We start from the raw sequence: 12,762 nt of genomic DNA, 5'->3' as shown, positions 1-12,762 counted from the left end.
TCGCATCTGCCATGCATCGCTATAAGTTCGTTCTCTATCGTCCGCTGCAGTTCCTGCCCGTGCTTTTCGGGATCAGTGTCATCACGTTCATTCTCGTGCGCCTCATTCCCGGCGACCCGGCGCGGGTGCTCTTGGGCACGCGCGCGACGCCGACGGCGATCGCCAAGATCCGCGCCCAATATGGCCTCGATGAACCGCTGTGGCTGCAATATTTCTACTTCCTGGAAAATCTCGGCCGTGGCGAGATGGGCAAGTCGATCCTCTACAAGATCGACGTGCTGAAACTGATCGCGACACGCATCGAGCCGACGCTGGCCCTGGTTGTGGTGAGCGTCCTGCTGGCGGTGCTGATCGCCGTGCCGATGGCGGCGCTGGCGGCCCGCAACCAGGGCGGCGTTCCCGATCACGCGGTGCGCGTCGTCTCGACGCTCGGCATCGGCTTTCCGCCCTTCTGGCTGGCGCTGATGCTGATCATCCTTTTCAGCGTCAAGCTCGGCGTCTTCCCGGTATCGGGCTATGGCAACAGCCTCGGCGACAAGCTCTGGCATCTCGCGCTTCCGGGCCTGACCGTCGCCCTGTCGCTGTCGACGGTTTTGACGCGCAGCCTGCGCGCCGCCATGGTGCAGGGACTGAAATCCGATGTCGCGACGGCTGCCCGCGCCCGCGGCATGCCGGAGAGCATCGTCTTCTGGCGCCATGTCGTGCCGAACTCGCTCGTTCCCACCATCAACCTGCTCGCCGTCAACATTGGCTGGCTGATCGGCGGCACGGTGGTGATCGAAAGCGTCTTTGCCCTTCCCGGGATGGGGCAATTGCTGGTGCGGGCCATCTTCTCGCGCGACTATATGGTGGTGCAGGGCGTCGCCATGGTCTTTGCCTGCGCAACCGTGCTCGTCAACTTCCTGGCCGACATCGTCACGGTGGCCGCCGATCCGAGGGTGAAGCTATGAGCGCCCAAACCTTCGCCCCGTCCTTCGCCGTCCACTGGCGCCGCTTTTTCGGCAAGCGCCTGACGCTCGTCGCCGGCGCCGGCATCCTCGCCTTCTTCGTCTTCCTCGCCGTTGCCGCGCCCCTGATCGCTCCCTACGATCCGATCTCGCAAGTCGCCGATGCGCGATTGCAGGCGCCCTCGCTGCTGCACCCCTTCGGCACCGACAATTTCGGTCGGGACATTCTCTCCCGCGTCATCTGGGGCACCCGGATCGATCTGCAGATCGCAGTAATCGGCGTCATCTTCCCCTTCCTGATCGGCACGATCGCCGGCACGGTCGCCGGCTTTTTCGGTGGCATCGTCGACATCATCTTCATGCGCCTGATCGACATCATCCTGGCCTTCCCGTTCCTCGTCCTGATGCTGTCGATCATCGCCATCCTTGGCCCGGGCCTCGGCAGCTTCTATATCGCCATGGCGCTGGTCGGCTGGGTTTCCTATGCCCGGCTGGTGCGCGCGCAGATTCTCGTCTTGAAGAACAGCGACTATGCGGTCGCCGCCGTCAGCCTCGGCTATAGCCGGATGCGCATCATGTTCCGTCACCTGCTGCCCAATGCGGTTGCCGGTTCGCTCGTCTTCGTCATGTCCGATGCCGTGCTTGTGCTGCTCAATGGCGCGGCCATCAGCTATCTCGGCCTCGGGGTCCAGCCGCCGCTCGCCGAATGGGGCATCATGGTCGCCGAGGGCCAGGCCTTCGTCACCACCGCCTGGTGGATCACGCTCTTCCCCGGACTGTCCATCGTCGTGCTCGCTTTCGGTTTCAGCCTGCTCGGCGATGCGCTTGGCGATCTTCTGGGAGTTCACGAATGAGCGCGCCGATGCTTTCCGTGCGGGATCTGGTGGTCAGGGCGCATCTGGGCGATGCGGCGCGCACGCTGATCGACGGCGTGTCGCTCGATCTCAACAAGGGCGAGGTGCTCGGGCTGGTCGGCGAGAGCGGATCCGGCAAGAGCCTGCTCTGCCGGTCGATGGTCGGCCTTCTGCCCTCGCCGAGCCTTGCCGTCGAGAGCGGCTCCGTTCTGCTCGAGGGGCGCGATCTGATCGGCGCCAGCGAGGCGGAGATGCTGAAAGTGCGCGGACGCGAGATCGGCATGATCTTCCAGAACCCGACCAGCCATCTCGACCCGGTCATGCGGATCGGCGACCAGATCGCCGAGGGTTTGCGCTTCCACGAGGGAATGAACACGCGCGAGGCCCGCGCGGCCGCCACCGAGATCCTGGCGCAGGTGGGTTTTCCCGATCCGGCCCGCCAGTATGACAGCTACCCGCACGAGTTCTCCGGCGGCATGCGCCAGCGCGCCATGATCGGCGCCGCGCTGTCGTGCAATCCGAAGATCCTGATCGCCGACGAACCGACGACGGCGCTGGACGTGACCATCCAGGCGCAGATCCTCAAACTGCTGATGAGCCTGCGCGAAAGCCGGGGCCTGTCGATCATCCTGATTACCCACGATCTCGGCATCGTCGCCCAGACCTGCGACCGCATCGCCGTGATGCGCCAGGGGCAGCTCGTCGAGCAGGGCAACAAGCGGGCGATCCTGTCCGCGCCGCAGCACCCCTATACCAGGGCCCTGATCGCCAGCCATCCCTCGCTTCCCGATCATCCAGGCCCGACACCCGCCCACGCACCCGCGACGGCGGCCGGGACGCCCGTTCGCCCGCTTCTGGAAATCGACGATCTGCATGTGCGCTTTGCTGTCGGCGGCGGCCTGTTCAAGGCCGGCGCCAAGACGGTCAGCGCGGTCAAGGGCGTGAGCCTCCGGGTCATGCCCGGCGAGACCGTCGGCATCGTCGGGGAATCGGGCAGCGGCAAGAGCACGCTTGCGCGCGCCATTCTCGGCCTGACGCCGCTGTCGTCGGGCCACGTCACCTTCGACGGCGCCGATCTCGCGCAGAATTCGCGGGTGGCGCTCGCGAAGCTCCGGCGCGAGGCGGCCATGGTCTTCCAGGATCCGCTCAACGCGCTGAACCCGCGCCTGACGGTCGGTCAGATGCTGGGCGAGGTGCTCAAGGTCCACGGAAAGGACCCGGCGAGCATTCCCGTCCGCATTGGCGAACTGCTCGACCTCGTTGGTCTCGAACGGGAGTTTGTCGACCGCAAGCCGCGCAGCATGAGCGGCGGACAGTGCCAACGCGCCGGCATTGCGCGGGCGCTGGCGATCGATCCGCGCCTCGTCATCGCCGACGAGTGCGTCGCGGCTCTGGACGTCACCATTCAGGCGCAGATCATCGACCTCTTTCGTGAGCTGAAGGAGAAGATGTCGCTGACGCTGCTCTTCATCGCCCATGACCTCGCCATCGTGCGCAATCTCTGCGACCGCGTCGTCGTGATGTATCGCGGCGAGATCGTCGAAGAGGGGCTTTCGACCGAGGTCTTCGCCAACCCCAGGCATGCCTATACCGCAGCCCTCATCGGCGCCATTCCCGACATCGACCCGGACAAGCCGCTTCTGGCTGTCGTCCCACCGGGAATGTCGTCTGCCGCCTGACGCCTTCGACCAACCAAACCACCAAAAAAGGGAACAAGAGCATGAAGAAGAAATGGATGAAAATCGGGCTGGTCACGGTCATGACCTCCCTGTCCCTGGGCGCCAGTCTTGCGGAAGCGGCGGGCGTTCTGACCATCGGCCGCCGCGAGGATTCGACGACCTTCGATCCGATCAAGACGGCGCAGAACGTCGACAACTGGGTTTTCTCCAACGTCTTCGACGTGCTGATTAGGGTCGACAAGACCGGCACCAAGCTGGAGCCGGGTCTCGCCGAGAGCTGGACGGTCTCCGACGACGGTCTCACCTATACTTTCAAGATCCGCGACGCGAAGTTCTCCGACGGTTCGCCGATCACGGCGGAAGACGCGGCCTTCAGCCTGCTGCGCATCCGCGACAACGAAGGTTCGCTGTGGAGCGATTCCTACAAGGTGGTGGATACCGCAGAAGCCGCCGATGATCGCACGCTGGTCGTCAAGCTCAAGACCCAGTCCGCTCCCTTCCTTTCGGCCCTGGCGCTGCCCAATGTCTCCATCCTGTCGAAGAAGGCGGTCGAGGCCGGCGAGGATGCCTTCGGGGAACTGCCGACCGCTTCCTCGGGCGCCTTTATCGTCAAGGAATGGCGCCGCGGCGACCGGGTCATCCTGGAGAAGAACCCGAATTTCTGGCAGGCCGACCGCGTCAATCTCGACGGCGTCGAATGGATCTCCGTTCCCGACGACAATACCCGCATGCTGAACGTGCAGGCGGGCGAACTCGATGCGGCGATCTTCGTCCCGTTCTCCCGCGTCGAGGAGCTGAAGAAGGATCCGAACCTCACCGTTCACCTGGACACCTCCACCCGCGAGGATCACCTGCTGATCAACCACGAGCATGGTGCGCTGGCCAAGAAGGAAGTGCGCGAGGCGCTCGACCTGGCGATCGACAAGAAGGCGGTGGTCGATGCGGTGACCTTCGGCTTCGGCGAGGTCGCCAATTCCTATGTTCCGAAGGGCGCCCTCTATCACTTCGCCGACAACATGCAGCGCCCCTATGATCCGGACAAGGCCAAGACCCTGCTCGAGCAGGCCGGCGCGTCAGGCCTGACGCTCAGCTATCTGGTCAATGCCGGCAACGAGGTCGACGAACAGATCGCCGTTCTCCTGCAGCAGCAACTGCTGAAGGCGGGCATCACCGTCAACCTGCAGAAGATGGATCCGAGCCAGACCTGGGACATGCTGGTGGCCGGCGACTACGACCTGTCGGTCATGTACTGGACCAACGACATTCTCGACCCGGACCAGAAGACGACCTTCGTGCTCGGCCATGACTCCAACATGAACTACATGACGCGCTACAAGAACGACAAGGTGAAGGATCTGGTCGCCGCGGCGCGCATCGAGATGGATCCGGCCAAGCGCGAGGCCATGTATACCGACATCCAGAAGATGGCGAAGGACGACGTCCACTGGATCGATCTCTACTACAGCCCCTATATCAACGTGACCCGCAAGGGCATCGAGAACTTCGACCAGAACCCGCTCGGCCGCTTCTTCCTCGAAGACACGGTGAAGAACTGAGCTGACGGCCGGTGCTGCCCCGATCGGGGCGGCACCGGTCGGACTGACAGGGCTCCGGGATAGATCCACCCCCGACCGACTGCCCGCCTGCCGGGACTGCAATGCAGTTGCCGCAGGCGGGCATTCTTTCGTGAGTAGTTGCGACGTGGGCGGCCTCTCAGGCGGTCCTGACGTATTCGATCTTGCGGGCCAGCCAGCATCCGAGCGTAAAGCCGCTGACCGCGCCGGAAGCATCCCGCCTCACCTGGACCGTCCAGTCTCCGGGTGCCGGAGCATCCATCGAGCGGCGGCAGGACATGGTCCAGATGTCTTCGGCGACGGGATAGAGCGGCATCATCTCGCCCTTGCCGAGGAAACCGTCGCAGGCGCCGTAGAATGCGCTGCCCGTCCCTACGATCTCCAGCGCGGCATCCAGCTCCGCCGAGACGAAGCGTCCGGCGATGTCGCCCTTCGCATCGCCGGACAGGCGGGTGGCGGAGATGTCGAGATTCTCCCTTGGCCGCTGCATGCGCACGACGTCGCCATCGCGCGACAGCTCCACGGCGTCGGACCGGGCGATGCCGTCGTCGCTAAGCGTCAGCGCGTCGGAGGCCCCGGCGAAGCGCAGGCTGATGCCGCGATGGCTCTTCGCCACGGTGACCAGCAGGCCGGTTTCCGGATCGAGGTAACGGCCGGCCCAGTCGGGACCGGCTTCCTGGCCAGTCACAGGCGCAGCGGCTTGCCCGAGGGCCGTCTTCATCAGCCGGACGGCCCTGCCGTGGGCGTCGGCCTCGTGGTTGAACATCACCACCACGGAGAGGCGCTCGGAGGCCGCGTGCAGCCGGTGGCAGCGGAAGCCGCGCAGCGCCCCACCATGGCCGGTCGTGGCGATCTCGCCGACCTTGCCGTGCGACAGGCCAAAACCGTAGGGCGCCGGGTTTCCGTCTGAGAAGGTCTGCGGCGCCGACAGGCGGCGGTAGAGGCCGTTTGGCTCGTCGCGGGTGCGGTCGATGAAGCTCTCCCAGGCCAGCATGTCATCGAGCGAAGCCAGGATCCCGGCATCGCCAGTCCAGTGTATGCGGTTGGTCGCGGGGAAGAAGCCGACTGCATCATTGCCCTCGTAGCCGACGGTCTCGGTCTTGGACGTGTCGGGGATCAGGGCGGCCGTCGGCATGCCGGCCGGGTCGAAGATCCGGGAACGGTACACTTCTGTCAGCGGAGCGCCGGCCAGATCCTCGATCAGGTCGGAGAGGATGCGGAAATTGCCGTTGGAATAGGAATAGCGACTGCCCGGCTCGAAATGCGTGCTGCGCATGCGGCGAAACAGCTCGCTGGCGTCCTCGCGGCGGAACACTCCTTCGGCATCGGCGCCGTGCAGAACGGTCAGTGCCCAGTAGTCGCGAAGGCCCGACTGGTTGTGGCAGAGTTCGGCCACGCTCGGCCGCCGGCCCTCGAGGGCGGGAAGCACGTCGGCCAGGCGAGCGTCCAGCTCTTCCAGCGACCCGGCGAGATCCAGAAGCGCTGCGCAGGTGAACTGCTTGCTGATCGAGCAGATCGGCAGCAGGGTTTCGGTGGTCATCGGGCGCCGGTTCTTCAGGTCGGCGAAGCCCCAGGCCTGCCGCATGATCACCTGACCGTCCTTGACCACGCCGACGACCCCGCCGGGGCCTTTCGATTTGAGCGGTATGGCGTGAAGTTCTCGTTCGAGGCCGGAGAGATCGATGCTGGTCATGATGTGTCGTGCGCTTGCCTGTTGAAGAGCCGGAAGGTGGGAAGGCGATAAGATTTCATCGGCTTGCCGCAGGCAAGGACGATATTGGCGCTGCCCCCCGAAATCTGCATGGCTGGCGGGCGCGGCATCGCGAATTTGTGGGGTGGGGCTGAATGGCGGGGAGCCGGATCGGACATGGACCCGTCGGAGGGCCGTTTCGTCGAGCGCGAAGTCGCCGGAATCGCCCGAGAGGGGAATCGTGTGCCGCTGCGTTTCTGGTCGGCGAGGGCTGCGCAAACGAGGCCCGAAAACGCAACAAGGGCTCGCCGAATTTCCGGCAAGCCCTTGTTTGAATTAGGATGGTGGGCGTGACAGGGATTGAACCTGTGACCCCTACGATGTCAACGTAGTGCTCTCCCGCTGAGCTACACGCCCATCCGATGGCGGCTTAAGACCACAAAACACTTAGGCCCGTCAATAGGCTTTTTCGGGTTTTGTGAAGAGTTTTTTACAGCGCTCCGGCAAGCCCTTACGCAGCAAGGAGTTTGTTGACTTCGTTCACCAGGTCGCGAAGGTGGAAAGGCTTGGAAAGCACCTTGGCGTCCTTCGGAGCCTGCGAGTCGGCATTGAGCGCGACCGCGGCAAAGCCGGTGATGAACATCACCTTGAGGTCGGGATCGAGTTCGGTGGCGCGGCGCGCCAGTTCGATGCCGTCCATTTCGGGCATGACGATGTCGGTCAGCAGCAGCGAGAAGGGTTCTTCCCGAAGGCGGTCATAGGCGCTTGCGCCATTGTCGAAGGAGGACACCTTGTAGCCCGCCTTCTCCAGTGCCTTCACCAGGAACCGGCGCATGTCGTTGTCGTCTTCGGCGAGAAGAATTTTCTGAATCATTGGAGGTCCGCTACTCACTCATTTCCATGGAAGGCTTTCGGGCTTTAAAGTTTGCTCTCGTCGAGTAAACATCCGGTGAAGAACCGGTTTTCCGGGCTCGATCGCCATTGCCGCCAATATGGACTTTCGCAGGGGCAACTGGCAACATGGTCGACGCAACAAGGTTGTGACTTGGTAAAAAAGAGGAACCGTGAACGGGATGACAGGCGATTTCGAGCTGTTCGAGGTGCGCGAGCCGGAAACGCAGTCCATCCCCTTCGTCTACAACTCGCCGCATAGCGGGCGCCGCTACTCCCCCGGTTTCCTCGATCAGTCGCGCCTCGACGGTCTCGCCATCCGCCGCTCCGAGGACCATTACGTCGACGAGCTTTTCGGCGCCGCGCCGGATTTCGGCGCGCCTCTGCTGCTTGCGCATTTCCCGCGCGCCTTCGTCGACGTCAATCGCGAGCCCTACGAACTCGACCCGCGCATGTTCTCCGACGCGGTGCCGCCCTTTGCCAACATCAATTCCGTGCGCGTCGCCGGCGGGCTCGGCACCATTCCCCGCATCGTCGCCGAGAACGTCGAGATCTATGCGAAGCGGTTGCCGGTGGCCGAAGCGCTCGAACGCATCGAGGCGATCTACAAGCCCTACCATGCCTGCCTGCGGAAACTGATCGCGCGTACCCATGCGCGATTCGGCTTCGGTGTGCTGATCGACTGCCATTCGATGCCGGGCAATATCCGCGTCGCGGGCAGCAGCATCCGGCCCGACTTCATCATCGGCGATCGCTACGGCACCAGCGCCTCGGCCGAGCTCTCCCACGCCGCGCAGGAGTTTCTCGAAGGGCTGGGCTTCGCCGCCGTGCGCAACAAGCCCTATGCCGGCGGATTCATCACCGAACACTATGGCCGTCCGGCCCGCGGCCTGCATGCGCTGCAGATCGAGGTGAACCGCTCGCTCTATGTCGATGAAACGACGCTGGCGAAGCGCGGCGATTTCGGCGCGCTGGCGGGCTCAATCGCCGTCTTCATGCAGCAAATGGCTGAATTCGTTGCCGATTACTCCGGCGATGCGGCGCTGGCCGCCGAGTAGACTTCCCGCAGGTCAAAAAAAAACCGCGCCATTGGCGCGGCTAAGTCTAGGGAGGAAACACCCAAGGAGGGTATTTACAGTCCGGAGACTGCAAAGTCATATTATTGTTGCAGCGCACAACCGTCAAGGCGTCAATAGTCACTTTTTTGAGCGTGGCGCTTTTTTACGCAATTCGTGCCGAGGGGCCGCGGTGCCTCCGGCGATTGCAAATCGGCGAAACTGCTTTAAGAGAACGCTGGTCCGATCCATTTCCAGCCAGCGGAAAAGCCGATGCGTCCCGATCGCAGTTTCTTCAATCGTCTCGCCGAAGCCGCCAAGGCCGAAACCTTGCCGCGGTTCCGTTCGCCTCTCAGCATCTCCAACAAGGAGCAGGGCGGTTTCGATCCGGTCACCGAGGGCGACCAGGCGGCAGAGGCGGCGATTCGTACCCTGATCGAGGCGGAATATCCCGATCACGGCATACTCGGCGAGGAACATGCGGACATCGGCACCGACCGCGACCACGTCTGGGTGATCGATCCGATCGACGGGACGCGCGCCTTCATCTCCGGCGTGCCGGTCTGGGGAACGCTGATCGGTTTTCAGGAAAAGGGCCGCTCCGTCATGGGGCTGATGGACCAGCCGTTCACCGGCGAACGCTATTTCGCCGACGGCGAGCGCTCCTGGTACAGCGGCCCGGACGGGGAGCGGCAGATCCGCACGCGCGACTGCGGCGGCATCGATAATGCGATCCTCTTCACCACCTCGCCGCACCTGTTCAAGGGTGCGGAAATCGCCAAGTTCCAGGCGGTGCAGGACCGTGTGAAGCTCTTCCGCTACGGCATCGACTGCTATGCCTATGCGCTTCTCGCTGCCGGCCATGTCGATCTCGTCATCGAGACCGTGCTCAAGCCCTACGACGTCGGCGCGCTGATCCCGCTGATCGAACAGGCGGGCGGCAAGATCACCACCTGGGACGGCGGACGTCCCGAGGGCGGCGGCTGCGTCGTGGCTGCCGGCAGTGCCGCGCTCCATGCGCAGGCGCTGGACATGCTCCGCGACAACTAAGACGTCACGCTCAAGGCCCGTCAGTCCTCGGAAAATTTGGGAAGGGCGGGTGCATTGCCGGTTTCCGGCTCCGGGTCTCCGCCGGGGATGAAGGCGTCGACGGCGGCGAGCGCCTGGGCGCGGAAACGATCGCGCTCCTGCAGGATTTCGTGACGGCTGCCCGGCACCGGCACCAGTTGTGCGGCGCGGAAATACTGCGACAGCTTCTCCTGATAGGCAAAGGGTACGATGGGATCGTTGCCCGGTGCGACGATCACGGTCGGCACGGTGATCGAGGCGAGATGTTTCGGCGACGAGACTTGCCTGATCGTTTCCTGCGCCTCGTAGAGCCAGCGCGCCGTCGGCGGCCCCAGCGCCAGATGCGGATGCGCCGTCAGGATGTCGACATTGCGCTGGTAGCGTTGCTGGTCCGAGGTGAGCGGGTTGTCGTCATAGGGTTTCGTCGGATCGTCCGAGGTCAGGCAGATGCGCCCGAGGCCGGTGAAGGTGGCAAGCCGCGAAATCCTGTGAATGTTCTTCGGCGACAGCTTCTGCCCGCCGAGCCCGACGAAGGGAGCGAGAAGCACCATGCGGTCGATGCGGTTTGCCAGCCTCGGGGCGGCGGACAGTGCGATCAGACCGCCGGTCGAATGCGCCAGCAGGAAGAAGGGCAGGCGGGTATCGGGCAGGACGATATGCTCGATGAAGAGCTCCAGGTCCCGGACATAGTCTGAAAAGCGATGGACGTGGCCCTTGCGGGGGTTCTTCAGCAGGCGCTGCGATCCGCCCTGGCCGCGAAAATCGAAGGTCGCAACCCAGAGACCGCGGGCATTCAGGTCACGAATGGTCTCGAAATACTTCTCGATCGCTTCGTTGCGTCCGTGCAGGAGAACCACCGTGCCCTTGGCGACCGAAGCATCGGAGCGGAAGACCGCATAGCGCAGCTTGACGCCGCGATGGCCGGTGAAGAAGCCGATGATGGGGGTGCCGGGGATCAGATTGCCGGGGGTGGCGTGTAGGATGGGGTCCATGCTCGCATTCACCGAATCGTGCGCGGGCGCAACCGCCCCTTCACACAATCGGATAGGACGAAGGCCGGGCGAGGTCAAAGAAAAAAGCCGGAACCGCATGAGGGACACGGGCGCGGTTCCGGCGAAAGGCGACCGGAAGGGAAGGGACGTTTTCTTCCGGCCATCGGGGTGAGACATCCGATGGTGACGTTCTAGCGCCCGGGCATTGAACTGCCGCTGAACCGTCCGTTCACGTTGAATTCATCGTCCGCTGACGGCCTTGAATTCGAATTGCGCGGTTCCCATCTTTTTTCCTGTGGTCGCCAACAAGGGATCGCAAGCCATTCCGCCGCCGCCGGTCACGGGGCGCCGGACGAGAAAACCGCAAAACGTCGCTTCAAGGAGGACATCATGCGTCACGTCGATTTTTCCCCCCTCTACCGCTCCACCGTCGGTTTCGACCGCCTGTTCACCATGCTGGACAGTCTCGGCCAGCCGGAGCAGGCCCAGACCTATCCGCCTTACAATATCGAACGCACGGGCGAGACCACCTACCGCATCACCATGGCGGTCGCCGGCTTCGGTGAAACCGAGTTGTCGATCGAAGCCCATGCCCAGGTGCTGACCGTGAAGGGCGAAAAGGCCGAGGAAGACAAGGTCGAGCAGAGCGAGTTCCTCTACCGCGGCATCGCCAAGCGCGCCTTCGAGCGCCGCTTCCAGCTTGCCGACCATGTGGAAGTACAGAGCGCCTCGCTGAAGAACGGCCTGCTCCACATCGACCTTCTGCGCAACATTCCGGAGGCCATGAAGCCGCGCCGGATTTCGATCAGCGCCGAGGCCGGCAACGCACCGAAGGCCATCGAGGCCCGCGTCGCCTGATCCAGGCGCCGGTTAGAATTGAAAAGGGCGGCTCCCCGCATGGGGTGCCGCCCTTTTTCATGGCTGTCGCTCAGGTTCGGACGTCAGGCCAGCACGTCGAGGAAACGGTCGACGTCGTCTTCCGTGGTGGCAAAGCTCGTCACCAGGCGGATCAGCATTTCGTTGTCCTGCAGCAGGTCCGGGGTTTCCGCCGGCACGGGCCAGTCGTAGAACTTTGCGCCACGGCTTTCCGCCAGGGCCGCTGCATCCTTGGTGAGGACCGCAAACACCTCGTTGGTCGTGGTGTTCCAGGCGAGCCGGCTTTTCGATGCCGCGCCGATGCCGGCGCGCAGGCGGTCGGCCGTGGCATTGGCGTTGCGGGCCAGCTCAAGCCAGAGACCGCCCTCGAGATAGGCCTCGAGCTGGGCCGAGATGAAACGCGTCTTGGAGAAGAGCTGGGCCGAGCGCTTGCGGATGAACGGCATTTCGGTTGCCAGTTCGGGCTTCAGGAAGATGATCGCCTCGGCGCACCAGCAGCCGTTCTTCGTGGCGCCGAAGGACAGGATGTCAACGCCGCGCTTCCAGGTCATGTCGGCGGGGCTGGCGTCGAGGGCGACGAGCGCATTGGCGAAGCGGGCGCCGTCCATGTGTAGCGGCAGATTGTTGGTGCGTGCGACGGCGCCGATCGCCTCGATTTCGTCGAGCGAATAGACCGTGCCCGATTCCGTCGCCTGGGTCAGCGTGACGGCCATCGGGCGTCCCTGGTGCACGGCACCGGGCGGGTATCGGCCGATCGCGGCGGAGAGTGCGTCCTTGTCCATCTTGCCGCCCGGGCCATGCACGGCATGGAGCCGGCAGGCGCCGGTGAGGAATTCCGGCGCGCCGCATTCGTCGGCCGTGACATGGGCCTCGGAATGGCAGAAGGTGACGCCACCGGGTTTTGCCACTGCGGCCAGCGCCAGCGAATTGGCGGCCGTGCCGGTGCCGACGAAGAAGACGGCGACCTCGCGCTGGAACAGGTCGTTGAAGCGCTCTTCCATGCGCCGGTCGAGGTCGCTGGTGCCGTAAGCGGCGGCGTAGCCGGCCGCTTCGCGCGCGAGGCTTTCGGCAATCTTCGGATGGGCGCCGGCCCAGTTGTCGGAGGCGAAGAACATGGCAGGGATTCCGTTTGCGAA

At 64.1% G+C, this 12,762-nt stretch carries 12 protein-coding genes and 1 tRNA gene; 7 read left to right on the top strand and 6 right to left on the bottom strand.

All coding sequences use genetic code 11. From position 1 onward, the window contains the following. Nucleotides 1-11: 11 nt before the first annotated feature. The 4 genes from L867_RS0108970 to L867_RS0108955 are packed head-to-tail and all read left to right on the top strand — an operon-like array spanning nucleotide 12 to nucleotide 5,036. Nucleotides 12-950 carry an ABC transporter permease gene (locus L867_RS0108970; RefSeq protein ID WP_028736565.1) on the top strand — a complete coding sequence of 313 codons (939 nt, stop codon included), beginning with the start codon at nucleotides 12-14 and terminating at the stop codon, nucleotides 948-950. Further along, the gene (locus L867_RS0108965) at nucleotides 947-1,801 is read left to right on the top strand and encodes an ABC transporter permease (protein WP_028736564.1); all 855 of its coding nucleotides are present in this window, start codon (nucleotides 947-949) and stop codon (nucleotides 1,799-1,801) included. Before L867_RS0108970 ends, L867_RS0108965 begins: the two co-directional genes overlap by 4 nt. Then, the gene (locus L867_RS0108960) at nucleotides 1,798-3,480 is read left to right on the top strand and encodes a dipeptide ABC transporter ATP-binding protein (RefSeq protein ID WP_028736563.1); all 1,683 of its coding nucleotides are present in this window, start codon (nucleotides 1,798-1,800) and stop codon (nucleotides 3,478-3,480) included. Before L867_RS0108965 ends, L867_RS0108960 begins: the two co-directional genes overlap by 4 nt. A gap of 41 nt (nucleotides 3,481-3,521) precedes the next feature. Then, the gene (locus L867_RS0108955; RefSeq protein ID WP_028736562.1) at nucleotides 3,522-5,036 is read left to right on the top strand and encodes an ABC transporter substrate-binding protein; all 1,515 of its coding nucleotides are present in this window, start codon (nucleotides 3,522-3,524) and stop codon (nucleotides 5,034-5,036) included. 157 nt (nucleotides 5,037-5,193) lie between these two features. Here L867_RS0108955 and L867_RS0108950 read toward each other — a convergent pair whose 3' ends face one another. From L867_RS0108950 to cpdR1, 3 genes are all read right to left on the bottom strand, one after another. After that, a complete protein-coding gene (locus tag L867_RS0108950; RefSeq protein WP_028736561.1) occupies nucleotides 5,194-6,747 on the bottom strand; it encodes a D-aminopeptidase in 1,554 nt (517 codons plus the stop codon). A 339-nt stretch (nucleotides 6,748-7,086) separates the two neighbouring features. Continuing rightward, nucleotides 7,087-7,161, bottom strand: a tRNA-Val gene (locus tag L867_RS0108945). Between the two features lie 94 nt (nucleotides 7,162-7,255). Next, nucleotides 7,256-7,618, bottom strand: coding sequence for a response regulator CpdR1 (gene cpdR1, locus L867_RS0108940; protein ID WP_028736560.1), 363 nt, complete (start codon nucleotides 7,616-7,618; stop codon nucleotides 7,256-7,258). Nucleotides 7,619-7,817: 199 nt separating this feature from the next. On the opposite strand from cpdR1, the gene L867_RS0108935 reads away from it, so the two are divergent. Together L867_RS0108935 and hisN are read left to right on the top strand one after the other, a co-directional pair. Further along, complete coding sequence (locus tag L867_RS0108935; protein ID WP_028736559.1) at nucleotides 7,818-8,693, top strand: N-formylglutamate amidohydrolase; 876 nt, start codon at nucleotides 7,818-7,820, stop codon at nucleotides 8,691-8,693. 270 nt (nucleotides 8,694-8,963) lie between these two features. Then, the gene (gene hisN, locus L867_RS0108930) at nucleotides 8,964-9,740 is read left to right on the top strand and encodes a histidinol-phosphatase (RefSeq protein WP_028736558.1); all 777 of its coding nucleotides are present in this window, start codon (nucleotides 8,964-8,966) and stop codon (nucleotides 9,738-9,740) included. A gap of 20 nt (nucleotides 9,741-9,760) precedes the next feature. Here hisN and L867_RS0108925 read toward each other — a convergent pair whose 3' ends face one another. Both L867_RS0108925 and L867_RS27330 read right to left on the bottom strand, forming a co-directional pair. Further along, the gene (locus L867_RS0108925; protein ID WP_028736557.1) at nucleotides 9,761-10,750 is read right to left on the bottom strand and encodes an alpha/beta fold hydrolase; all 990 of its coding nucleotides are present in this window, start codon (nucleotides 10,748-10,750) and stop codon (nucleotides 9,761-9,763) included. 240 nt (nucleotides 10,751-10,990) lie between these two features. Then, complete coding sequence (locus tag L867_RS27330; protein ID WP_156951557.1) at nucleotides 10,991-11,149, bottom strand: hypothetical protein; 159 nt, start codon at nucleotides 11,147-11,149, stop codon at nucleotides 10,991-10,993. On the opposite strand from L867_RS27330, the gene L867_RS0108920 reads away from it, so the two are divergent. Further along, on the top strand, nucleotides 11,141-11,608 hold the full coding sequence (locus L867_RS0108920; protein ID WP_028736556.1) for an Hsp20 family protein: 468 nt from the start codon (nucleotides 11,141-11,143) through the stop codon (nucleotides 11,606-11,608). The two genes, L867_RS27330 and L867_RS0108920, sit on opposite strands and share 9 nt — an antisense overlap. A gap of 83 nt (nucleotides 11,609-11,691) precedes the next feature. Here the strand turns inward: L867_RS0108920 and L867_RS0108915 are convergent, their stop codons facing one another. Beyond that, entirely contained in the window at nucleotides 11,692-12,741 is a 1,050-nt protein-coding gene (locus tag L867_RS0108915) for a threonine aldolase family protein (RefSeq protein WP_028736555.1), read from the bottom strand. Between the last annotated feature and the right edge of the window lie 21 nt (nucleotides 12,742-12,762).

The organism is Paenirhizobium selenitireducens ATCC BAA-1503, from assembly GCF_000518785.1.
Taxonomy (GTDB): Bacteria; Pseudomonadota; Alphaproteobacteria; order Rhizobiales; family Rhizobiaceae; genus Allorhizobium; species Allorhizobium selenitireducens.
The sequence above is the reverse complement of the archived record's forward strand: the minus strand, read 5'-3'. Positions and strand labels throughout refer to the sequence as shown.